This is a genomic window from Xenorhabdus thailandensis (assembly GCF_037996785.1).
In the GTDB taxonomy this organism is placed as follows: domain Bacteria; phylum Pseudomonadota; class Gammaproteobacteria; order Enterobacterales; family Enterobacteriaceae; genus Xenorhabdus; species Xenorhabdus griffiniae.
Window position 1 is genome coordinate 305564 of the sequence record NZ_JBBMXF010000007.1, and the last position, 21937, is coordinate 327500.

Sequence of the window (21937 nt, forward strand, 5' to 3'; positions counted from 1 at the left end):
GATCTAGTTACTCATCAGCAATACTTGCTGGTGGCCAGTTTTCCAGACGCATGCCCAGAGAAAGTCCACGTGAAGCCAGTACGTCTTTAATCTCAGTAAGAGATTTTTTACCCAAGTTAGGTGTTTTAAGTAACTCAACTTCAGTACGCTGTACCAGATCACCGATGTAGTGGATAGCTTCTGCTTTAAGGCAGTTAGCAGAGCGGACAGTCAATTCCAGATCGTCAACAGGGCGCAGCAGGATCGGATCAAACTCTGGCTTCTCTTCTTTTACTTCTGGTTGACGTACATCACGTAAATCAACGAAAGCTTCTAGTTGTTCAGCCAGAATGGTAGCTGCACGGCGGATCGCCTCTTCAGGATCGATTGTACCGTTAGTTTCCATCTCGATAACCAGCTTGTCCAGGTCAGTACGCTGTTCTACGCGAGCTGCTTCAACATTGTAGGCGATACGCTCTACTGGGCTATAGCAAGCATCTACTAACAAACGACCGATAGGGCGCTCATCTTCTTCCGAATGAATTCGGGCAGAAGCCGGCACATATCCACGACCACGCTGAACTTTAATACGCATGCTAATGGAAGCGCTTTCGTCAGTCAGATGGCAGATTACGTGCTGCGGCTTGACGATTTCGACATCACCGTCATGGATGATATCGGCTGCAGTCACAGGGCCAATGCCAGATTTATTCAAAGTAAGGATAACTTCATCTTTACCCTGAACTTTCACCGCCAGCCCTTTCAGATTGAGGAGAATCTCCAGGATATCTTCCTGTACACCTTCTTTGGTGCTGTACTCATGCAGTACACCATCAATCTCAACCTCAGTCACCGCACAACCCGGCATAGACGAAAGCAGAATACGGCGCAGTGCGTTGCCAAGAGTATGGCCAAAGCCACGCTCTAATGGCTCAAGGGTCACCTTGGCGTGCGTCGAACTGACTTGCTCGATATCTACCAGGCGCGGTTTTAGAAACTCTGTCACAGAACCCTGCATTGTGTCCTCTCTTTGGTGCTAAGCTTTACTTAGAGTAAAGCTCGACGATCAGGTGTTCGTTAATGTCAGCGGATAGATCAGTACGTTCAGGAATACGCTTGAACACACCTTCCATCTTCGCAGCATCAACTTCCAACCAAGTTGGTTTCTCACGCTGCTCAGCCAGCTCTAAAGCTGCTTTAATGCGAGCCTGCTTCTTCGCTTTTTCACGAACGCTGACTACGTCATTCGGGGATACCTGATAAGAAGCGATGTTAACAACGCGACCATTTACCATGATAGCCTTGTGGCTTACCATCTGGCGTGATTCGGCACGAGTCGCGCCAAAACCCATACGATAAACGACGTTATCCAGGCGACTTTCCAGCAAGTTCAGCAGGTTTTCACCTGTGTTGCCTTTCAGACGAGTCGCTTCTTTATAGTAGTTACGGAATTGACGCTCCAGAACACCGTAAATACGACGAACTTTTTGTTTTTCACGTAACTGTACACCATAGTCAGACAGACGCGGTTTACGTGCGCCGTGCTGGCCTGGTGCCTGTTCTAATTTACACTTGGTGTCAATCGCGCGAACGCCAGACTTCAGGAAAAGGTCTGTACCCTCGCGACGGCTCAGCTTGAGCTTAGGACCCAAATATCTTGCCATTTTCTTTCTCCAACAATCCTAAAAAACGAAGACGTACTAAACGCGACGTTTTTTCGGTGGACGACAACCGTTATGAGGGATCGGAGTCACATCAGTAATATTAGTGATGCGGAAACCAGCCGCGTTTAATGCGCGGATAGTTGACTCACGGCCAGGACCAGGTCCTTTAACCATAACTTCCAGGTTCTTAATTCCATACTCTTTTACTGCTTCAGCGCAGCGCTCTGCCGCAACCTGAGCTGCAAACGGAGTAGATTTACGAGAACCACGGAAACCGGAACCACCGGCAGTTGCCCAACCCAAAGCGTTACCCTGACGATCAGTAATAGTAACGATGGTATTGTTGAAAGAAGCATGGATATGAGCCACACCGTCAGAGACTTGTTTTCTTACACGCTTACGTGCACGAATAGGTGCTTTTGCCATTATTCAATACCCCGATTATTTCTTGATCGGTTTACGCGGACCCTTACGGGTACGTGCATTGGTCTTAGTACGCTGACCGCGAACTGGCAGACCACGACGATGACGCAAACCACGATAGCAACCAAGATCCATCAGACGTTTGATACTCAGGGTTACTTCACGACGCAGATCACCTTCTACAACGTATTTGGCAACTTCGTCACGCAGCTTGTCAATTTGCTCTTCAGACAGCTCACTGATCTTAACATTTTCAGCAATGCCCGCTGCTGCACAAATTGCTTGTGAGCGGGTTTTACCGATACCGTAGATCGAAGTTAATGCGATTACAGTATGTTTCTGATCAGGAATGTTAATGCCTGCTATACGGGCCACTATGCACTCCTACAATATTTATTCACTGCAACATCATTCTGAAAAGCCCGTTTTCAGGATACTCAAACAATGTTGCTGTCAGATAAAAAAGATTGGCTGGCTAATTTAGCCAGCTCAACCCAACTTTGCAAGAAAAATATGCGATTAATTAGCCTTGGCGCTGTTTGTGCTTAGGCTCTGCATTGCAAATTACACGAACGATACCGTTACGTTTAACAATTTTGCAATTGCGGCATAATTTCTTGACGGAAGCACGAACTTTCATTTTTACTCTCCGTAACTTCTCAAGCAAACCGATTAGCGGTTATATCCTTTCAGGTTTGCCTTCTTCAATGCAGACTCATATTGACTCGACATCATCAGAGTTTGCACTTGAGCCATAAAGTCCATGATGACGACGACTACAATCAGTAGGGAAGTACCACCAAAATAGAATGGAACTTTCATTGCATCACGCATGAACTCCGGGATTAAGCAGATAAAAGTAATATATAACGCACCAATTAAGGTCAGACGAGTCATTACTTTATCAATGTACTTAGCCGTTTGCTCTCCCGGACGAATTCCTGGTACGAATGCACCAGACTTCTTCAGGTTATCTGCTGTCTCTCTTGGATTGAAAACCAAAGCCGTGTAGAAGAAACAGAAGAAGATGATTGCAGATGCGTATAATAACACATAAAGCGGTTGACCTGGTTGCAAATACATAGAAATAGTTGTCAACCAATTCCAGCCTGTTCCCCCTCCGAACCAAGAAGCTATGGTACCAGGGAACAAAATAATACTGGAAGCAAAAATTGCAGGGATAACCCCAGCCATATTCACTTTCAACGGCAAATGTGTACTTTGTGCCGCAAAAACTTTACGACCTTGCTGACGTTTTGCATAGTTAACAACAATACGACGTTGACCACGCTCAATGAAAACAACGAAGAAAGTTACGGCAAACACTAATACTGCAACCAACAGCAACAGGAGGAAGTGCAGGTCGCCTTGCCGAGCTTGCTCGATGGTGTGACCAATTGCAGGCGGTAGACCCGCAACGATACCAGCAAAGATTATGATTGAAATACCGTTACCGATACCTCGCTCAGTAATCTGCTCACCCAACCACATCAAGAACATGGTTCCCGTGACCAGACTTACAACAGCCGTGAAATAGAATGCAAGGCCAGGATTAATAACTAATCCTTGCATTCCAGGCATATTCGGCAACCCAGTAGCAATACCGATTGACTGGAATATTGCCAGCACTAATGTGCCATAACGGGTGTACTGACTGATCTTACGACGACCAGCTTCCCCTTCCTTCTTAATCTCTGCTAAACGGGGGTTAACCACAGTTAGCAACTGGATAATAATAGATGCAGAAATATACGGCATTATACCCAGTGCAAAGATAGAAGCACGGCTTAAAGCACCACCAGAGAACATGTTAAACATTTCAATGATGGTGCCTCTTTGCTGCTCGAGCAATTTGGCAAGCACAGCGGCATCAATACCAGGGATTGGAATAAAAGAGCCAATACGGAAAACAATTAGAGCTCCAATGACAAACAAAAGTCTGCGTTTTAACTCGCCTAATCCGCCTTTGGCACTTTGAAAATCTAATCCTGGTTGTTTAGCCATCTGTTACTTATTCCTCAATTTTACCGCCAGCAGCTTCAATTGCAGCACGGGCGCCTTTAGTAACACGCAAGCCACGCACAGTTACTGCGCGATTGACTTCGCCAGAAAGCATTACTTTTGCGAATTCAATTTGAGGGCCAATAATGTTAGCAGCTTTCAGTGCATTCAGATCGATAACATCGCCTTCAACACGGGCAAAATCAGACAGACGAATTTCTGCGGTGATCATTGCCTTACGTGAAGTGAAACCAAATTTTGGCAGACGACGGTATAAAGGCATCTGGCCACCTTCAAAACCGCGACGAACGCCACCGCCAGAACGAGACTTCTGACCTTTGTGACCACGACCGCCGGTTTTACCCAGACCAGAACCAATACCACGACCTACACGTTTAGGTGCGTGCTTGGCACCTTCAGCCGGAGACAGAGTATTTAAGCGCATCTGTTACTCCTCAACTTTAACCATATAGGAAACCAAGTTGACCATACCGCGAATAGCTGGTGTATCTTCACGCTCAACAGTATGACCAATGCGACGCAGACCTAAACCAGTCAAAGTTGCCTTATGTTTAGGCAAACGACCAATTGAACTGCGAACCTGAGTAATTTTAATAGTCTTAGCCATGGTCATTACCCCAGAATTTCTTCGACGGATTTGCCACGCTTAGCTGCGACCATTTCTGGAGACTTCATGCTGTCTAAAGCGTCCAGAGTTGCACGAACCACGTTGATTGGGTTCGTGGAACCGTAGGTTTTAGCCAGTACGTTACGAACTCCAGCCACTTCCAAAACAGCACGCATCGCACCACCGGCGATGATACCAGTACCTTCGTGAGCAGGCTGCATGAACACGCGAGAACCGGTGTGTGAGCCTTTCACTGGGTGGTACAAAGTGCCGCTGTTAAGTGCGACGGTTTTCATATTGCGACGTGCTTTTTCCATCGCTTTCTGGATTGCTGCCGGAACTTCGCGTGCTTTGCCGTAGCCAAAACCAACGCGACCGTTACCATCACCAACTACAGTCAGTGCTGTAAAGCTGAAAATACGGCCACCTTTAACGGTTTTAGATACGCGGTTTACCGCGATCAGCTTTTCCTGCAGTTCGCCAGCTTGTTTTTCGATGTGAGCCATCTTACACCTCTACCTTAGAACTGAAGGCCAGCTTCACGGGCAGCATCTGCCAGTGCCTGGACTCTACCATGATATTGGAAACCAGAACGGTCAAAGGATACATCTTTGATACCTTTTTCCAGAGCACGTTCAGCAACAATCTTGCCAACTAATGCTGCGGCTTCTTTGTTTCCAGTAAATTTCAGTTGTTCACTGATAGCTTTTTCTGTTGTAGAAGCGGCCACCAGAGTTTCAGAACCATTTGGTGCGATAACCTGCGCATAAATATGGCGAGGGGTACGATGTACCACCAGGCGAGTCGCACCCAGTTCTTTGAGCTTGCGGCGTGCGCGGGTCGCACGACGGATACGAGCTGCTTTCTTATCCATAGTGTTACCTTACTTCTTCTTAGCCTCTTTGGTACGCACGACTTCATCGGCGTAACGAACACCCTTGCCTTTATATGGCTCAGGACGACGATAGGCACGCAAATCTGCCGCAACCTGACCAATCACTTGCTTATCAGCACCTTTCAGTACGATTTCAGTTTGTGATGGGCATTCCGCAGTTATGCCTGCTGGCAGCTGATGCTCAACCGGATGCGAGAAGCCTAAAGACAAGCTAACTACGTTGCCTTTAACTGCTGCACGATAACCAACACCAACCAGCTGAAGTTTCTTAGTGAAACCTTCGTTAACACCAATAACCATAGCGTTCAGCAGAGAACGAGTTGTGCCTGCCTGCGCCCAAGCGTCAGCAAAACCTTCGCGCGGAGCGAAAGTCAGTTGGCTGTCCGCATGATTAACTTCAACTGCGTTGTGGATTTTACGACTTAGCTCGCCGTTTTTACCCTTAATCGAAATAACCTGACCGTCGAGTTTAACCTCTACGCCGGCAGGAATGACGACGGGTGCTTTTGCAACACGAGACATTCTTTCCTCCCGAATTAAGCTACGTAGCAGAGAATCTCGCCACCCAGACCAGCCTGGCGAGCTGCACGATCAGTCATTACACCTTTAGAGGTAGAAACAACAGCGATTCCCAAACCAGCCATAACTTGTGGCAGCTCATCTTTTTTCTTATAGATGCGCAGACTTGGGCGGCTTACACGCTGAATGCTTTCTACAACAGCCTTACCTTGGAAATACTTCAGAGTGATTTCCAGTTCTGGCTTAGTGTCGCCTTCGATTTTAAAATCTTCAATGTAACCTTCTTCCTTCAGCACCTTGGCAATTGCCACTTTCAGCTTGGAGGAAGGCATGGTGACCGCAACTTTATTCGCGGCCTGACCGTTACGGATACGGGTCAGCATATCCGCGATCGGATCTTGCATGCTCATCTGTCTTTACTCCCGTGATTCAATTGGTGACAATTACCAGCTAGCCTTTTTAAGGCCCGGGATTTCACCGCGCATAGCGGCTTCACGGACTTTAATACGGCTCAACCCAAACTTCCGCAAAAATGCATGCGGACGCCCAGTCTGACGGCAGCGGTTACGCTGACGGCAAGGGCTGGAATCACGTGGCAGTGTTTGCAGTTTCAGAACAGCATTCCAACGGTCTTCATCAGATGCGTTTACATCAGAGATGATCGCTTTCAGTTCAACGCGTTTTGCGAAGAATTTCTCAGCTAATTTCGCACGTTTTACATCACGTGCTTTCATTGATTGCTTAGCCATGAGTACCCTGCCTTACTTGCGGAACGGGAAGTTAAACGCAGCCAACAGTGCGCGGCCTTCATCATCAGATTTCGCAGTAGTGGTGATAGTAATATCCAAACCACGTACGCGATCCACTTTATCGTAATCGATTTCAGGGAAGATGATTTGCTCACGAACACCCATGCTGTAGTTACCACGACCATCGAATGATTTAGCGGACAAACCACGGAAGTCACGGATACGTGGTACAGCAATAGAAATCAGGCGCTCAAAGAACTCCCACATGCGTTTTCCACGCAGGGTTACTTTACAGCCGATTGGATAGCCCTGACGGATTTTGAAGCCTGCAACTGATTTGCGTGCTTTGGTGATCAATGGCTTCTGACCAGAGATTGCTGCCAAGTCAGCTGCTGCGTTATCCAGCAGTTTTTTGTCAGCGATTGCTTCACCAACACCCATGTTCAGGGTGATCTTCTCGACCCGAGGGACTTGCATGACAGAATGGTAACCAAACTGAGTCATCAGTTTTTTGACTACCTCGTCTTTGTAGTAATCATGCAGTTTCGCCATCGTATACTCCAAATTACTTGATAGTTTCGTTATTAGATTTGAAGAAACGGACTTTTTTGCCGTCTTCGAATCTAAAACCTACACGGTCAGCCTTGCCGGTTGCTGTGTTGAAGATCGCAACGTTAGAAACATTGATAGCTGCTTCTTTTTCAACGATGCCACCTGGTTGGTTCAGAGCCGGAACTGGTTTCTGATGTTTTTTAACCAGGTTGATGCCTTCAACAATAACTTTACCAGAAGAAAGAACCTGTTTTACTTTACCGCGCTTACCTTTGTCTTTACCAGTCAGCACGATAATTTCGTCATCACGACGGATTTTCGCTGCCATTGCCTGCTCCTTAGAGTACTTCAGGTGCCAGAGAGATAATTTTCATGAACTTTTCATTACGAAGTTCACGAGTCACCGGCCCAAAAATACGCGTACCGATAACTTGCTCACTATTGTTGTTCAACAATACACAAGCATTGCTATCGAAGCGAATGACAGAACCGTCCGGGCGACGAACACCCTTCTTGGTGCGCACCACTACCGCTTTCAGGACATCACCTTTTTTCACTTTACCGCGAGGAATTGCTTCCTTGATAGTGATCTTGATGATGTCACCGACATCTGCGTAGCGACGGTGCGAGCCACCTAGAACCTTGATACACATTACGCGACGTGCACCGGAGTTGTCGGCCACGTTCAGCATAGTCTGTTCTTGGATCATTTTAGTGCTCCGCTAAATGTCAACTACTACTGAGCCACTTTATTTTTAAAGAGGCCGTTTCAATATCCCATACTACGAGGGCGCGGCATTATAACACCACATCTTCGCGATGGACAGAAAAATAAACGGCCCCGTTATTTTTTGGGCCGTTTATTTCGTACGATACAGCGATCTATTATAGAACCGCTTTCTCTACAACGCGAACTAAAGTCCAAGATTTAGTCTTAGACAGTGGACGGGTTTCGCGGATTTCCACTACATCACCAATTCCACATTCATTGTTCTCGTCATGTACGTGCAGTTTAGTCGTACGTTTGATGAACTTACCATACAATGGGTGTTTCACCTTACGCTCAATAGCAACAACAATGGATTTTTCCATTTTGTCGCTAATAACACGACCTTGCAGAGTACGGATTTTATCGGTCATTACGCACCCGCCTTCTCAGTCAGTAAAGTCTTAACGCGTGCAATATTACGACGCACTTGTTTCAACAGGTGAGACTGTTGCAGCTGGCCACTTGCCGCCTGCATACGCAGATTGAATTGTTCACGTAACAGGTTCAGCAGCTCAGTGTTCAGCTCTTCAACGCTTTTTTCGCGCAGCTCTTGTGCTTTCATTACATCACCGTCTTAGTTACAAAGGTGGTTTTGATAGGCAGTTTCGCTGCTGCCAGCTTGAATGCTTCACGAGCCAGCTCTTCAGGCACACCGTCCATTTCATACAGGACTTTACCGGGCTGGATCAAGGCAACCCAGTATTCTACGTTACCTTTACCTTTACCCATACGCACTTCGAGTGGCTTTTCGGTGATAGGTTTGTCTGGGAACACACGGATCCAGATTTTACCTTGACGTTTAATTGCACGGGTCATAGCACGACGTGCCGCTTCGATCTGACGAGCAGTCAGACGACCACGGCCTACAGCTTTCAGACCGAAAGTGCCGAAGCTAACATCCGCACCTGCAGCCAGACCACGGTTGCGGCCTTTGTGCACTTTACGGAATTTCGTACGCTTTGGTTGTAACATCAGCGACTCTCCTTACTTGCGGCCTTTACGCTGCTGCTTTTTAGGTTGAGCAGCCGGTTTTTCCGCCTGTTCAACTGCAGCCATACCACCCAGGATCTCACCTTTGAAGATCCATACCTTAACGCCGATTACACCATAAGTGGTGTGCGCTTCAGAAGTATTGTAGTCGATGTCTGCACGCAGAGTATGCAGAGGTACACGACCTTCGCGATACCACTCAGTACGTGCAATTTCAGCACCGCCCAGACGGCCGCTGACTTCCACTTTGATACCTTTAGCGCCCAAACGCATAGCGTTCTGTACAGCACGTTTCATAGCACGGCGGAACATGACACGACGTTCCAGCTGTGAACTGATGCTGTCAGCAACCAGTTTTGCGTCCAGTTCAGGTTTACGTACTTCGGCAATATTGATCTGCGCAGGAACGCCAGCGATATCCGCTACAGCCTTACGCAGTTTTTCAACGTCTTCACCTTTTTTACCGATTACAATGCCTGGACGAGCAGTGTGAATAGTCACACGGATGCTTTTCGCAGGACGTTCGATAACGATACGTGAAATAGATGCTTTAACCAGTTCTTTGTTCAAGTACTGGCGAACTTTAAAGTCGCTGTCCAGGTTGTCAGCGAATTCTTTGGTATTCGCATACCAGGTAGAGTTCCAAGGTTTGACAATACCCAGACGAATACCATTAGGATGTACTTTCTGACCCATTGCTAGTCTCCAGAGTCTCAGCGATCGGACACAACCACAGTGATGTGGCTGGTGCGCTTCAGGATACGATCTGCACGGCCTTTGGCACGAGGCATAATACGCTTCATAGTTGGGCCTTCGTCTACGAAAATTTTCGTGACTTTCAGATCATCGATGTCAGCGCCATCGTTGTGTTCTGCGTTAGCAATAGCAGACTCAAGTACTTTCTTCACTAAACCAGCAGCTTTTTTGTTGGTATAGGTCAGAGTTTCCAGAGCTTGCGACACTTTCTTACCGCGGATCAGGTCAGCCACAAGGCGAACCTTCTGAGCAGAAGAACGAGCGTGGCGATGTTTAGCGATAGTTTCCATCTCTTCCTCCTACCTTAGCGCTTTTTAGCCTTTTTATCGGCCGCATGGCCGCGATAAGTACGGGTCGGCGCGAATTCACCCAGTTTGTGACCAACCATTTCGTCGGAAACAAAAACTGGTACATGCTGACGACCATTATGGACAGCGATGGTCAAACCGATCATGTTAGGAAAGATCGTTGAACGACGGGACCAAGTCTTAATAGGCTTTTTGTCTCCGCTTTCCACCGCTTTCTCTACCTTCTTCAGCAAGTGCAGGTCAATAAATGGACCTTTCTTGAGAGAACGTGGCATGGTTTATCCTCTAATTATTTTTTAGAACGGCGACGTACGATATATTTATCAGTACGTTTGTTGCTACGGGTCTTCTTACCTTTGGTCTGGATGCCCCATGGAGTTACAGGGTGTTTACCAAAGTTACGACCTTCACCACCACCATGTGGATGGTCTACTGGGTTCATCGCCGTACCACGAACGGTAGGACGAATACCACGCCAGCGGCTTGCACCAGCTTTACCCAGAACGCGCAGCATATGTTCTGCGTTACCAACTTCACCTAAAGTAGCGCGGCAATCAGACAGAACTTTACGCATTTCACCAGAACGCAGACGCAGGGTTACATAAGAACCATCACGAGCAACGATCTGAGCATAAGCACCTGCTGAACGAGCCAACTGGCCACCTTTACCTGGTTTCATTTCTATGTTGTGAACAGTAGAACCAACCGGAATGTTGCGCATTGGCAGAGCGTTACCAGTTTTGATTGCTGAATCAGCACCAGACTGGATTTGATCACCCGCTTTCAGGCCCTTAGGCGCAAGGATGTAACGACGCTCACCGTCTTTGTACAGAACCAGTGCGATGTTTGCTGAACGGTTTGGATCATATTCCAGACGCTCAACAACAGCAGGGATACCGTCTTTGTTACGTTTAAAGTCAATCAGACGATAATGCTGTTTATGGCCACCACCAATGTGACGAGTGGTAATACGACCATTGTTGTTACGACCACCGGTTTTGTTGTTTTTTTCCAACAACGGAGCATAAGGTTTACCCTTATGCAGCTCAGGGTTAACCACTTTAACAACGTGGCGACGGCCCGGAGACGTAGGTTTACATTTAACAATTGCCATTGTTCTTTACTCCTCCGACTTACTCAGCGCCGCCAACGAAGTCCAGGTTCTGGCCTTCTTTCAAGGTGACGTAAGCCTTTTTCCAGTCGCTACGACGACCAATACGCTGTCCGTGGCGCTTAACTTTGCCTTTAACCAGCAAAGTGTTTACACCTTCAACTTCAACTTCAAACAGTTTCTGTACGGCAGCTTTGATCTCTGCTTTAGTCGCGTCTTTCGCAACTTTGAGAACGATGGTGTTGCTTTTTTCCATCGCTGTAGAAGCTTTTTCAGATACGTGCGGCGCGCGCAGTACTTTCAGCAGACGTTCTTCACGGATCATGCCAGCATCTCCTCAACTTGCTTCACAGCTTCAGCAGTCATAACCACTTTGTCGAAGGCAATCAAGCTTACAGGATCGATACCTGCTGTGTCACGAACGTCAACCTTGTACAGGTTACGAGCTGCTAAGAACAGATTCTCATCAACTTCGCTAGTGACAATCAGCACGTCTTCCAGAGCCATTTCTTTCAGTTTCTGTACCAGCAACTTAGTTTTAGGTGCTTCAACAGAGAACTTCTCGACAACGATTAGACGATCTTGACGTACCAGTTCAGACAGGATGCTTTTCAGGGCACCGCGGTACATCTTTTTATTAACTTTTTGACTGTGGTCCTGTGGTTTCGCTGCGAAAGTTACACCACCAGAGCGCCAAATTGGACTCTTAATAGAACCAGAACGCGCACGGCCAGTGCCTTTCTGACGCCATGGTTTTTTACCTGAACCAGAAACTTCGGCACGAGTTTTCTGAGCACGAGTACCTTGACGAGCACCAGCTGCATATGCAACAACTACTTGATGCACAAGCGCTTCATTGAAATCACGCCCGAAGGTAGTTTCGGAAACAGTCAGCGCGCTTTGCGCGTCTTTGATTACCAATTCCATTCCTATCTCCTCGACGTTACGCCTTGACAGCCGGTTTTACGATCAGGTTACTGTTCGTTGCACCTGGAACAGCACCTTTGACCAGCAGCAGGTTACGCTCAGCGTCAACACGTACTACATCTAAGCTCTGAACGGTTACGCGCTCATTACCCAGTTGGCCTGCCATTTTCTTGCCTTTGAACACTTTGCCCGGAGTCTGGTTCTGACCGATAGAACCCGGAACGCGGTGAGACAAGGAGTTACCATGGGTAGCATCCTGAGTACGGAAGTTCCAGCGTTTAACAGTACCCGCGAAACCTTTACCTTTAGATGTACCAGTAACGTCAACTTTTTTAACGTCAGCGAAAATTTCAACGCTAATGCTTTGACCTACAGTGAATTCAGCGTCGTCTTCTGACAGGCGGAATTCACGCAGAATGCGGCCAGCTTCAACGCCAGCTTTAGCGAAATGACCCGCTTCAGCTTTCTTAACACGACTAGCTTTTTTGCTACCAGTCGTTACCTGAATTGCACGATAACCGTCAGTCTCTTTGTTTTTAACTTGAGTTACACGGTTATTTTCGATTTCGATAACAGTTACAGGGATTGAAACGCCATCTTCAGTGAAGATACGAGTCATGCCCACTTTTTTACCGACTAAACCAATCATTGTTTCAACCTCTCAATCGTTCAATGACCTGATTAACCCAGGCTGATCTGCACATCTACACCGGCAGCCAGATCCAGACGCATCAGAGCATCAACGGTTTTCTCGGTTGGCTCAACGATGTCAACCAGACGTTTGTGAGTGCGAATTTCGTACTGATCACGCGCATCTTTATTAACGTGTGGAGAAATCAGAACGGTAAAACGCTCTTTACGAGTTGGCAGAGGGATCGGGCCACGAACTTGCGCACCAGTGCGCTTCGCAGTCTCTACGATTTCCGCAGTTGATTGATCGATCAAACGATGATCAAATGCTTTCAGGCGGATACGGATTCTTTGGTTCTGCATGAGACCAGAGCTCCAACTATTTTATAAACGTAAATAATTACTCCTCGCACCCATTTCGGTTGATGGGGGAGTGTAATCGTTCTGTGCATAACCCCCATATCGGAGGTATTTTAAATGGCGGTTACTCACCGCTCATTACTGATTAATAAATCAGTCCTACTCTGTGTAGGTAAGCCCGCGCATTATACGTGAATTTACCCACAAAGCAATATTAAGAGTGAAATCTATGCAAAAGTACAGACAAGAAAGGGGAAAGCAAGAAAGGAAATGGAAGGAAAACGCCCTATATACATCAAATTATAGGGCGACAAACTATAGTTATTCTTCTTCACTAAGCTGAGATTGAATGTAATTTTGTATTCCAATTCTAGCTATCAGTTCAAGTTGAGTTTCCAACCAATCAATATGATTTTCTTCATCGGCAAGCACCTCTATCATCAAGTCTCGACTAACATAATCATGAACTGAATCGGCATATGCGATTGCTTCTCTGAGATCCTTTGCACCACGTAATTCTAATTCCAGATCAGATTTCAGCATTTCTTCTACATCTTCTCCGATATTGAGTTTGCCCAGATCTTGTAGATTTGGCACCCCCTCCAGAAAAAGAATACGTTCGATAAATTTATCTGCGTGCTTCATCTCATCAATGGACTCGTGATACTCGACGTCATTCAAACGTATCAATCCCCAGTTCTTAAACATTCGGGCATGCAAGAAATATTGATTGATGGCGACAAGTTCATTGCCGAGAAGTTTATTCAAATGTGCAATTATTTTTTTATCACCTTTCATAGCAAGTTCCTCCGCTTCCAGTCACATAAAGTGTAGTACTAATTTGGCAGAGTAATTGCAAGAAAATTGTGCTTATTTTAGGCAACATTATTTATTGGAGGTAACAGGGCAATCTCCTCATTCATTATTTCACGTGCTTGACGTATACATTTTCCGCAGTCGCTTCCTACAGGAACAAAACTCCTCAACTCTCTGATAGAACGAATATGTTGCTGATGAACAGCATTGCGTATGGTTTTATCGCTTATTGCATTGCAGAGACAAACATACATGGAAGCACTCTTCTAACTATTTACACACTCTTGATGACTATTTAGGTCGAGTAACCCCCTACCCAAAATGGTCTACGCTTATAAAATAAGCGACACCCCGGAATTGTAAATAGAAATAAATATCATTTCAATTATTGTTTTTATTTTGTTGAATAACAAAAAACCACCAATTTCGGTGGCTCAAAATAAAAAAAGAGGAGCCAAGGCTCCTCTTTCTCATAATCTTTTGATAATTACAGATTAAGCAATAACTTTAGCAACAACACCGGCGCCTACAGTACGGCCACCTTCACGGATTGCAAAACGCAGACCTTCGTCCATTGCGATTGGCGCAATCAGAGTCACTTTCATGTTGATGTTGTCGCCTGGCATTACCATCTCTACGCCTTCTGGCAGTTCGATAGTACCGGTTACGTCAGTTGTACGGAAGTAGAACTGTGGACGGTAACCTTTGAAGAATGGCGTATGACGACCACCTTCATCTTTGCTCAGGATATACACTTCAGATTCGAACTGAGTGTGTGGGTGGATAGAGCCTGGCTTCGCCAGAACCTGACCACGCTCAACGTCATCACGCTTAGTACCACGCAGCAGAACACCCACGTTCTCACCCGCACGGCCTTCGTCCAGCAGTTTGCGGAACATTTCAACGCCGGTACAAGTGGTTTTAGTCGTCTCTTTGATACCTACGATTTCAACTTCGTCACCAACTTTAACGATACCACGCTCTACACGACCGGTAACTACAGTACCACGGCCAGAGATAGAGAATACGTCTTCGATTGGCAGCAGGAATGGCTTGTCAATGTCACGCTCTGGTTCTGGGATGTAAGAATCCAGTGCTTCAGCCAGTTCGATAACTTTCGCTTCCCACTCAGCATCGCCTTCCAGCGCTTTCAGCGCAGAACCACGGATGATTGGGGTGTCGTCGCCTGGGAAATCGTACTGAGACAGCAGCTCACGGACTTCCATTTCCACCAGTTCCAGCAGCTCTTCATCATCAACCATGTCACATTTGTTCAGGAACACAATGATGTAAGGAACGCCAACCTGACGACCCAGCAGGATGTGCTCACGAGTCTGTGGCATTGGGCCATCAGTTGCAGCAACTACCAGGATCGCGCCGTCCATCTGAGCAGCACCGGTGATCATGTTTTTCACGTAGTCGGCGTGGCCTGGGCAGTCAACGTGTGCGTAGTGGCGAGTTGGGGTATCGTACTCTACGTGAGAAGTAGAGATGGTGATACCACGCGCTTTTTCTTCTGGTGCGTTATCGATCTGGTCGAATGCACGCGCGTTACCGCCGTAAGTTTTTGCCAAAACGGTAGTGATTGCAGCAGTCAGGGTAGTTTTACCGTGGTCAACGTGGCCGATAGTACCAACGTTAACGTGCGGTTTTGAACGTTCAAACTTTTCTTTAGACATTAGGTTGTCCCTCTAAGACACGGAATCGGTGGTTTCACCACATCAACCAAGCAATTGCTTGCGAGATATTTACAGGAAGAAAATCAGGAGGTAAGAACAGGAGAAGTGGTGCTGATAGGCAGATTCGAACTGCCGACCTCACCCTTACCAAGGGTGTGCTCTACCAACTGAGCTATATCAGCACATCTTGGAGCGGGCAGCGGGAATCGAACCCGCATCATCAGCTTGGAAGGCTGAGGTAATAGCCATTATACGATGCCCGCGTGAACTCGGCTACCTGACTTTAATCAGCTGTATACTATATCTTAAGTGTTTTTTCTAGAGTATAACTCGAGCAGAACACTCAAGATCGAAACTGGTTAATGGTGGTGGGGGAAGGATTCGAACCTTCGAAGTCTGTGACGGCAGATTTACAGTCTGCTCCCTTTGGCCGCTCGGGAACCCCACCTTTCCAATTTTTTAATGGTGCCGGCACCAAGAGTCGAACTCGGGACCTACTGATTACAAGTCAGTTGCTCTACCAACTGAGCTATGCCGGCATCAAGTGCTGCGCATTCTAGGAAGAGTTGGCCCTCGATGCAACAAAAAAATTGCTTTTTTTGTTCTTTCGCTCACAAAACAGCCATTTTTGGTGCTTCTGGTGTTTTTTTCAATAGTTTCAGTTTAAATATCCAACAAACAACTCTTGTGCAGGAAGAACCCGTAAATGCATCTGACAATTATTTTTTTGAAAGTTAGTTGAATCACAGTTGTCTTTCTCTTTATGAAAGAAAGACACTGACGGTCATAATAGGCTAAAAAATAATACATTTTTGCATTTGCCATCAAAAAAATGACTAAAATCATAAAAAATTCTACGCCTACGATAGCGCAACCGATATGATGAGATTTATTTTTTTGTCGGATACGGGTGTTCTCAACAACCTGTCCAACCTGCATAGACAGGCAGATGTTGGCTTATGAATAAGAAAGAATCTTTTTTGACGACTCCATATTTACAATTTGATCGCAAACATTGGGCCACATTGCGTGACTCGGTGCCGTTAACATTAACAAAAGAAGAAGTCGCTGCTTTAAAAGGGATCAACGAAGAAATTTCAATAGATGAAGTGATTGAAATCTATCTTCCATTGTCACGTCTACTCAATTTTTACATTAGCTCCAATTTACGACGGCAAGCTGTTCTTGAACAGTTTTTGGGGACGGATGAACAAAAAATACCTTATGTTATTGGTATAGCAGGCAGCGTTGCTGTCGGAAAAAGTACAACCGCACGCTTATTACAGGCGCTGCTAAGTCGTTGGCCAGAACATCGTCGTGTCAAGTTAGTGACAACAGATGGTTTTTTACACTCCAACAATATATTAAATGAACGTGGGTTAATGAAAAAAAAGGGATTCCCTGAATCCTATGATATGCGTAGCTTGGTCAAATTTGTCTCCGATATAAAATCAGGTGCAGACAAAGTCATCGCACCGGTATATTCTCACTTAAGCTATGACATCGTTCCTCATGAACAACTTATTATCGAAAAGCCCGATATTCTTATCCTTGAAGGTTTAAACGTATTACAAAGTGGCATGGATTATCCACATGAGCCACACCATGTATTTGTCTCTGATTTTGTTGATTTTTCTATTTATGTAGATGCGCCGGAAGAATTACTCCAACAATGGTACGTCAATCGTTTTCTTAAGTTTCGACAAGGCGCGTTTTCCGATCCTGATTCTTATTTTCACAATTATTCCAAACTAACGACAGAAGAAGCGATAAAAGTAGCATCGAATATTTGGCGGGAAATTAATGGATTAAACTTACAGCAAAACATCTTACCAACGAGAGAACGAGCTAGCTTAATTATGACGAAAGGCATTAATCACACGATTGAAAGCGTCAGATTAAGAAAATAAAACAAAAAGCCGGAAATATTTCCGGCTTTATATTCAACAACCTCTCAAGGAAATTTCACCACCGATATAAGGTGTAACAACTCCGTCAATATCAAGTAATAAAGCCCCTTGTTGATCTATTCCACGAGCTATCCCATGAACTTCCTGATCACCAATAATTAATTTCACTGAACGATTAATAAAATTATCTAATTCAAACCACCGAGGAATGAAAGAATTTAGCCCTTCATTTTCAAACTGGATTAACGCTTTTTTAAGTTCCACTATGATTTCAGCAACCAACTTATTCCGTTCAATAATCGTTCCTGATTGCTGTAAATTAGTCCAATTTTGATTAATTGATCTCTGTTGATCGCTACTCATCGAAATATTCATGCCTATTCCGATAACAACATGGGCTGCATCTCCCGTTTTTCCCGTCAACTCAACCAATATTCCAGCAAGTTTTTTATCATCTAAGTATAAGTCATTTGGCCATTTTACTTTTACGCTTTCTGCTCCCTGGCGATTAAGAACTTCAGCAATGATAATACCAACGACCAAACTTAAACCTATCGCTGCTGCTGGTCCTTGTTCCAAACGCCAATACATAGATAGATATAAGTTACGGCCAAAAGCAGAAACCCACTTTCTACCACGGCGCCCTCTACCGGCATATTGATATTCTGCAACACAGGCATCTCCTGAATCGAGTTCTGCTAATTTTTCCAGAACATATTGGTTCGTAGAATCAATGACAGGTATCACTTCAATACGATCATTAGGAAGATAATTTTCAATAACTTTTTTATCCAGAAGATTCATTGGGGCAGGAAAGCGGTAACCTTTACCTGGAAGAGTGAGAACTTCTACTCCCCATTCACGAATAGTTTGAATATGTTTATTGATTCCTGCTCGGCTCATTCCCAATTCCTGACCAAGTTGTTGGCCTGAATGAATTTCGCCATCAGATAACACTTTAATTAATTTTAATGGGATACTAAGATCTTTCATGAAATACATTCCACTGCGTCTATTTCACCTGCACTACCAATGAAGCGTACCTCAGGCTCTAAGAAGATATTAAATTTTTCTGCAACCTTATTACGTACATAAGAAGCTAAGGTAATGACATCTTGTCCCGTTGCATTACCTGTATTAATTAATACCAATGACTGTTTCAGGTGTACGGCAGCGCCACCAATAGCATAACCCTTCAATTGACATTGTTCTATAAGCCAACCCGCAGCAATCTTTACGCTATGCTCATCATGAGGGTATTGAGGACAATTGGGATATTCAGACTTAATCCTGTCTGCTAACTCGATTGGTACAATAGGGTTTTTGAAGAAACTGCCTGCATTCCCCATCAACGCAGGATCTGGCAACTTACTCTGGCGCATTTCACACACAGCGTCGAATATTTGCTCTGGTGTCACTTTTTCTCGTGAGAACTGCGCTAAGGCACCGTACGTTAAAATGGGTTCCCACTTCTTATTCAAACATAAACCAACCGCTGTGATAGCATAACCATCTTTATATTGATGCTTAAAGATGCTGTCTCTATACGCAAATTGACACCCATTCGCCGTTAGACGAATTGAATTACCGGTTTTCAGCTCAACAAAATCCACATATTCACAGACATGTTTAAATTCAACGCCATATGCTCCAATATTCTGGATTGGAGCAGAACCAACATTTCCAGGTATTAAGGCTAAATTCTCCAAGCCATAAATCCGTTGTTTAAATAAATAAGTAATCAGTTCATGCCAATTTTCACCTGCACCAACATGAATATGCCATGCAGTATCTGACTCTTGTATATTGATACCAAGAATACGATTTAAGATCACAGTACCTTTAAAATTTTCGGTGAAAAGGATGTTACTCCCTCCCCCCAATAATAAAATAGGATGATTCTTTTCCATTGCTTCTTGCCATAATGCCAAAAGCGATTCAATAGAAGTCGCTATTCCAATATGATCAGCACTGGCTGAAATGCTAAACGTGTTAAACGCTTTTAGTTGAGTAGATTGACAGACAGACATTCATTTCAAACTCAATAGGGTAATTTAAGTCGTAGTCTATCAGACTCTATATTTGAAAGATAAGTAAGTAGTTTTTGCTAAAAACGCAAAAGGCCACTCATATGAGTGGCCTTTTGACTGGATATTAAAGCTTGGCAGTTCCCTACTCTCGCATGGGGAGACCCCACACTACCATCGGCGCTACGGCGTTTCACTACTGAGTTCGGCATGGGGTCAGGTGGGACCGCCGCGCTATTGCCGCCAAGCAAATTCTGTTTTATTCGCCGAACATATTATTCATGGTGCTGATACCCAGATTCGAACTGGGGACCTCACCCTTACCAAGGGTGTGCTCTACCAACTGAGCCATATCAGCAAATGCTAAAAATAAAAGTGTTGCTATATCGGCAACACTTATAAATTGATGTCTGGCAGTGCCCTACTCTCACATGGGGAGACCCCACACTACCATCGGCGCTACGGCGTTTCACTGCTGAGTTCGGCATGGGGTCAGGTGGGACCACCGCGCTATTGCCGCCAGACAAATCCTGTTTTCAATCCCGAACAAGCTGCTTTTCTACGCTGAAACCCGTCTCTCTTTCCACTCCCGAAAACCCCTTCGGTGTTGTCAGGTTAAGCCGCACGGTTCATTAGTACCGGTTAGCTCAACGTCTCGCAACGCTTACACACCCGGCCTATCCACGTCCTCGTCTCGAACGTCCCTTCAGTACCCTCTAGGGGTAAGGGAAGACTCATCTTAAGGCAAGTTTCCCGCTTAGATGCTTTCAGCGGTTATCTCTTCCGCACTTAGCTACCGGGCAGTGCCATTGGCATGACAACCCGAACACCAGTGGTGCGTCCACTCCGGTCCTCTCGTACTAGGAGCAGCCCCTTGCAATCTTCCAACGCCCACGGCAGATAGGGACCGAACTGTCTCACGACGTTCTAAACCCAGCTCGCGTACCACTTTAAATGGCGAACAGCCATACCCTTGGGACCTACTTCAGCCCCAGGATGTGATGAGCCGACATCGAGGTGCCAAACACCGCCGTCGATATGAACTCTTGGGCGGTATCAGCCTGTTATCCCCGGAGTACCTTTTATCCGTTGAGCGATGGCCCTTCCATGCAGAACCACCGGATCACTAAGACCTACTTTCGTACCTGCTCGAGCCGTCACTCTCGCAGTCAAGCTAGCTTATGCCTTTGCACTAACCTCACGATGTCCGACCGTGATTAGCTAACCTTCGTGCTCCTCCGTTACGCTTTGGGAGGAGACCGCCCCAGTCAAACTACCCACCAGACACTGTCCGCAACCCGGATAACGGGCCGGCGTTAGAACATCAAACATTCAAGGGTGGTATTTCAAGGATGGCTCCATGCAGACTGGCGTCCACACTTCCAAGCCTCCCACCTATCCTACACATCAAGGCTCCATGTTCAGTGTCAAGCTATAGTAAAGGTTCACGGGGTCTTTCCGTCTTGCCGCGGGTACACTGCATCTTCACAGCGAGTTCAATTTCACTGAGTCTCGGGTGGAGACAGCCTGGCCATCATTACGCCATTCGTGCAGGTCGGAACTTACCCGACAAGGAATTTCGCTACCTTAGGACCGTTATAGTTACGGCCGCCGTTTACTGGGGCTTCGATCAAGAGCTTCTCGCCGAGGCGATAACCCCATCAATTAACCTTCCAGCACCGGGCAGGCGTCACACCGTATACGTCCACTTTCGTGTTTGCACAGTGCTGTGTTTTTATTAAACAGTTGCAGCCAGCTGGTATCTGCGACTGGCCTCGGCTCCGGACGCACGTTCCTTCACCTAACGCCAGCGTGCCTTCTCCCGAAGTTACGGCACCATTTTGCCTAGTTCCTTCACCCGAGTTCTCTCAAGCGCCTGAGTATTCTCTACCTGACCACCTGTGTCGGTTTGGGGTACGATGGACCCGAATCTGGAGCTTAGGGGCTTTTCCTGGAAGCGGGGCATCAGCAACTTCAGCACCGTGGTGCCTCGTCATCGTGCCTCAGTGTCATGGCCAACCGGATTTGCCAAGTTAGCCCACCTACACACTTAAACCGGGACGACCGTCGCCCGGCTTGCCTAGCCTTCTCCGTCCCCCCATCGCAATTCGGGCCCGTACAGGAATATTAACCTGTTTCCCATCGACTACGCTTTTCAGCCTCGCCTTAGGGGTCGACTCACCCTGCCCCGATTAACGTTGGACAGGAACCCTTGGTCTTCCGGCGAGCGGGTTTTTCACCCGC

At 46.1% G+C, this 21937-nt stretch carries 33 protein-coding genes, 5 tRNA genes and 3 rRNA genes (1 of these 41 only partly in view); 1 reads left to right on the forward strand and 40 read right to left on the reverse strand.

The features are described from left to right. Window positions 1–7: 7 nt before the first annotated feature. The 34 genes from AAC853_RS03900 to AAC853_RS04065 form a co-directional block, all read right to left on the reverse strand. Window positions 8–997: a DNA-directed RNA polymerase subunit alpha gene (locus AAC853_RS03900; RefSeq protein WP_038269634.1), complete on the reverse strand. Its 990-nt coding sequence runs from the start codon at window positions 995–997 to the stop codon at window positions 8–10. 25 nt (window positions 998–1022) lie between these two features. Continuing rightward, window positions 1023–1643 carry a 30S ribosomal protein S4 gene (gene rpsD / locus AAC853_RS03905; protein WP_045960135.1) on the reverse strand — a complete coding sequence of 207 codons (621 nt, stop codon included), beginning with the start codon at window positions 1641–1643 and terminating at the stop codon, window positions 1023–1025. A 36-nt stretch (window positions 1644–1679) separates the two neighbouring features. Beyond that, window positions 1680–2069 (reverse strand): 30S ribosomal protein S11, encoded by a 390-nt coding sequence (rpsK, locus tag AAC853_RS03910; RefSeq protein ID WP_002919257.1) that lies wholly within the window; start codon window positions 2067–2069, stop codon window positions 1680–1682. 15 nt (window positions 2070–2084) lie between these two features. Then, the gene (gene rpsM, locus AAC853_RS03915; protein ID WP_038240472.1) at window positions 2085–2441 is read right to left on the reverse strand and encodes a 30S ribosomal protein S13; all 357 of its coding nucleotides are present in this window, start codon (window positions 2439–2441) and stop codon (window positions 2085–2087) included. Between the two features lie 148 nt (window positions 2442–2589). Next, the gene (gene rpmJ, locus AAC853_RS03920; RefSeq protein WP_045968063.1) at window positions 2590–2706 is read right to left on the reverse strand and encodes a 50S ribosomal protein L36; all 117 of its coding nucleotides are present in this window, start codon (window positions 2704–2706) and stop codon (window positions 2590–2592) included. 32 nt (window positions 2707–2738) lie between these two features. Next, on the reverse strand, window positions 2739–4070 hold the full coding sequence (secY, locus tag AAC853_RS03925) for a preprotein translocase subunit SecY (protein ID WP_193852285.1): 1332 nt from the start codon (window positions 4068–4070) through the stop codon (window positions 2739–2741). A gap of 7 nt (window positions 4071–4077) precedes the next feature. Beyond that, window positions 4078–4512 (reverse strand): 50S ribosomal protein L15, encoded by a 435-nt coding sequence (rplO, locus tag AAC853_RS03930; protein WP_069317325.1) that lies wholly within the window; start codon window positions 4510–4512, stop codon window positions 4078–4080. A gap of 3 nt (window positions 4513–4515) precedes the next feature. Next, window positions 4516–4695, reverse strand: coding sequence for a 50S ribosomal protein L30 (rpmD, locus tag AAC853_RS03935; protein WP_045968059.1), 180 nt, complete (start codon window positions 4693–4695; stop codon window positions 4516–4518). Window positions 4696–4700: 5 nt separating this feature from the next. Further along, entirely contained in the window at window positions 4701–5201 is a 501-nt protein-coding gene (rpsE, locus tag AAC853_RS03940) for a 30S ribosomal protein S5 (protein ID WP_045968057.1), read from the reverse strand. Between the two features lie 14 nt (window positions 5202–5215). After that, window positions 5216–5569 carry a 50S ribosomal protein L18 gene (gene rplR / locus AAC853_RS03945; RefSeq protein WP_047771700.1) on the reverse strand — a complete coding sequence of 118 codons (354 nt, stop codon included), beginning with the start codon at window positions 5567–5569 and terminating at the stop codon, window positions 5216–5218. A 9-nt stretch (window positions 5570–5578) separates the two neighbouring features. Next, the gene (gene rplF / locus AAC853_RS03950; RefSeq protein ID WP_074021488.1) at window positions 5579–6112 is read right to left on the reverse strand and encodes a 50S ribosomal protein L6; all 534 of its coding nucleotides are present in this window, start codon (window positions 6110–6112) and stop codon (window positions 5579–5581) included. Between the two features lie 14 nt (window positions 6113–6126). Next, window positions 6127–6519 carry a 30S ribosomal protein S8 gene (gene rpsH, locus AAC853_RS03955; protein ID WP_038240479.1) on the reverse strand — a complete coding sequence of 131 codons (393 nt, stop codon included), beginning with the start codon at window positions 6517–6519 and terminating at the stop codon, window positions 6127–6129. Between the two features lie 33 nt (window positions 6520–6552). After that, a complete protein-coding gene (gene rpsN, locus AAC853_RS03960; RefSeq protein ID WP_010847489.1) occupies window positions 6553–6858 on the reverse strand; it encodes a 30S ribosomal protein S14 in 306 nt (101 codons plus the stop codon). Window positions 6859–6870: 12 nt separating this feature from the next. Further along, on the reverse strand, window positions 6871–7410 hold the full coding sequence (gene rplE / locus AAC853_RS03965; protein ID WP_074021486.1) for a 50S ribosomal protein L5: 540 nt from the start codon (window positions 7408–7410) through the stop codon (window positions 6871–6873). Between the two features lie 13 nt (window positions 7411–7423). Continuing rightward, window positions 7424–7738: a 50S ribosomal protein L24 gene (gene rplX, locus AAC853_RS03970; RefSeq protein WP_038269614.1), complete on the reverse strand. Its 315-nt coding sequence runs from the start codon at window positions 7736–7738 to the stop codon at window positions 7424–7426. Between the two features lie 10 nt (window positions 7739–7748). Continuing rightward, a complete protein-coding gene (gene rplN / locus AAC853_RS03975; protein WP_004246955.1) occupies window positions 7749–8120 on the reverse strand; it encodes a 50S ribosomal protein L14 in 372 nt (123 codons plus the stop codon). A gap of 175 nt (window positions 8121–8295) precedes the next feature. After that, window positions 8296–8550 carry a 30S ribosomal protein S17 gene (gene rpsQ / locus AAC853_RS03980; RefSeq protein WP_038240484.1) on the reverse strand — a complete coding sequence of 85 codons (255 nt, stop codon included), beginning with the start codon at window positions 8548–8550 and terminating at the stop codon, window positions 8296–8298. Then, window positions 8550–8741 carry a 50S ribosomal protein L29 gene (gene rpmC, locus AAC853_RS03985; protein WP_010847484.1) on the reverse strand — a complete coding sequence of 64 codons (192 nt, stop codon included), beginning with the start codon at window positions 8739–8741 and terminating at the stop codon, window positions 8550–8552. Before rpmC ends, rpsQ begins: the two co-directional genes overlap by 1 nt. Next, window positions 8741–9151 carry a 50S ribosomal protein L16 gene (rplP, locus tag AAC853_RS03990; protein WP_012990491.1) on the reverse strand — a complete coding sequence of 137 codons (411 nt, stop codon included), beginning with the start codon at window positions 9149–9151 and terminating at the stop codon, window positions 8741–8743. Before rplP ends, rpmC begins: the two co-directional genes overlap by 1 nt. Window positions 9152–9163: 12 nt before the next feature. Next, the gene (rpsC, locus tag AAC853_RS03995) at window positions 9164–9865 is read right to left on the reverse strand and encodes a 30S ribosomal protein S3 (RefSeq protein ID WP_010847482.1); all 702 of its coding nucleotides are present in this window, start codon (window positions 9863–9865) and stop codon (window positions 9164–9166) included. A 17-nt stretch (window positions 9866–9882) separates the two neighbouring features. After that, window positions 9883–10215: a 50S ribosomal protein L22 gene (gene rplV / locus AAC853_RS04000; RefSeq protein WP_010847481.1), complete on the reverse strand. Its 333-nt coding sequence runs from the start codon at window positions 10213–10215 to the stop codon at window positions 9883–9885. 14 nt (window positions 10216–10229) lie between these two features. Beyond that, window positions 10230–10508, reverse strand: a complete 279-nt coding sequence (gene rpsS, locus AAC853_RS04005) for a 30S ribosomal protein S19 (protein WP_011148791.1) — start codon at window positions 10506–10508, stop codon at window positions 10230–10232. A gap of 14 nt (window positions 10509–10522) precedes the next feature. Next, the gene (gene rplB / locus AAC853_RS04010; RefSeq protein ID WP_189760122.1) at window positions 10523–11347 is read right to left on the reverse strand and encodes a 50S ribosomal protein L2; all 825 of its coding nucleotides are present in this window, start codon (window positions 11345–11347) and stop codon (window positions 10523–10525) included. 19 nt (window positions 11348–11366) lie between these two features. Then, window positions 11367–11669, reverse strand: a complete 303-nt coding sequence (gene rplW / locus AAC853_RS04015; RefSeq protein ID WP_038269605.1) for a 50S ribosomal protein L23 — start codon at window positions 11667–11669, stop codon at window positions 11367–11369. Next, the gene (gene rplD / locus AAC853_RS04020; RefSeq protein ID WP_189760121.1) at window positions 11666–12271 is read right to left on the reverse strand and encodes a 50S ribosomal protein L4; all 606 of its coding nucleotides are present in this window, start codon (window positions 12269–12271) and stop codon (window positions 11666–11668) included. The genes rplW and rplD overlap by 4 nt, the downstream gene beginning before the upstream one ends. A 16-nt stretch (window positions 12272–12287) precedes the next feature. Beyond that, the gene (gene rplC, locus AAC853_RS04025) at window positions 12288–12920 is read right to left on the reverse strand and encodes a 50S ribosomal protein L3 (protein WP_189760120.1); all 633 of its coding nucleotides are present in this window, start codon (window positions 12918–12920) and stop codon (window positions 12288–12290) included. A 32-nt stretch (window positions 12921–12952) separates the two neighbouring features. Then, window positions 12953–13264 (reverse strand): 30S ribosomal protein S10, encoded by a 312-nt coding sequence (gene rpsJ / locus AAC853_RS04030; RefSeq protein ID WP_001181005.1) that lies wholly within the window; start codon window positions 13262–13264, stop codon window positions 12953–12955. Between the two features lie 318 nt (window positions 13265–13582). Then, on the reverse strand, window positions 13583–14059 hold the full coding sequence (gene bfr, locus AAC853_RS04035) for a bacterioferritin (protein WP_273571441.1): 477 nt from the start codon (window positions 14057–14059) through the stop codon (window positions 13583–13585). A gap of 77 nt (window positions 14060–14136) precedes the next feature. Continuing rightward, window positions 14137–14331 carry a bacterioferritin-associated ferredoxin gene (gene bfd, locus AAC853_RS04040; RefSeq protein ID WP_338883730.1) on the reverse strand — a complete coding sequence of 65 codons (195 nt, stop codon included), beginning with the start codon at window positions 14329–14331 and terminating at the stop codon, window positions 14137–14139. Window positions 14332–14571: 240 nt separating this feature from the next. Next, window positions 14572–15756: an elongation factor Tu gene (gene tuf / locus AAC853_RS04045; protein ID WP_338804007.1), complete on the reverse strand. Its 1185-nt coding sequence runs from the start codon at window positions 15754–15756 to the stop codon at window positions 14572–14574. 106 nt (window positions 15757–15862) lie between these two features. Then, a tRNA-Thr gene (locus tag AAC853_RS04050) sits at window positions 15863–15938 on the reverse strand. Window positions 15939–15944: 6 nt separating this feature from the next. Further along, window positions 15945–16019 (reverse strand) — tRNA-Gly (locus tag AAC853_RS04055). A 100-nt stretch (window positions 16020–16119) separates the two neighbouring features. Next, window positions 16120–16204 (reverse strand) — tRNA-Tyr (locus AAC853_RS04060). Between the two features lie 15 nt (window positions 16205–16219). Further along, a tRNA-Thr gene (locus AAC853_RS04065) sits at window positions 16220–16295 on the reverse strand. Between the two features lie 420 nt (window positions 16296–16715). Here AAC853_RS04065 and coaA point away from each other — a divergent pair. Continuing rightward, window positions 16716–17666, forward strand: a complete 951-nt coding sequence (gene coaA, locus AAC853_RS04070; protein WP_338883731.1) for a type I pantothenate kinase — start codon at window positions 16716–16718, stop codon at window positions 17664–17666. Between the two features lie 33 nt (window positions 17667–17699). Here the strand turns inward: coaA and birA are convergent, their stop codons facing one another. The 6 genes from birA to AAC853_RS04100 form a co-directional block, all read right to left on the reverse strand. Beyond that, window positions 17700–18659: a bifunctional biotin--[acetyl-CoA-carboxylase] ligase/biotin operon repressor BirA gene (gene birA, locus AAC853_RS04075; RefSeq protein WP_273572237.1), complete on the reverse strand. Its 960-nt coding sequence runs from the start codon at window positions 18657–18659 to the stop codon at window positions 17700–17702. Further along, a complete protein-coding gene (gene murB, locus AAC853_RS04080; protein WP_340613744.1) occupies window positions 18656–19696 on the reverse strand; it encodes a UDP-N-acetylmuramate dehydrogenase in 1041 nt (346 codons plus the stop codon). Before murB ends, birA begins: the two co-directional genes overlap by 4 nt. 129 nt (window positions 19697–19825) lie before the next feature. Then, a 5S ribosomal RNA gene (rrf, locus tag AAC853_RS04085) occupies window positions 19826–19941 on the reverse strand. Window positions 19942–19975: 34 nt separating this feature from the next. Further along, window positions 19976–20051, reverse strand: a tRNA-Thr gene (locus tag AAC853_RS04090). A 50-nt stretch (window positions 20052–20101) separates the two neighbouring features. Continuing rightward, a 5S ribosomal RNA gene (gene rrf, locus AAC853_RS04095) occupies window positions 20102–20217 on the reverse strand. A gap of 87 nt (window positions 20218–20304) precedes the next feature. Continuing rightward, window positions 20305–21937: ribosomal RNA gene (locus tag AAC853_RS04100) — 23S ribosomal RNA — on the reverse strand (it continues 1278 nt past the right edge of the window).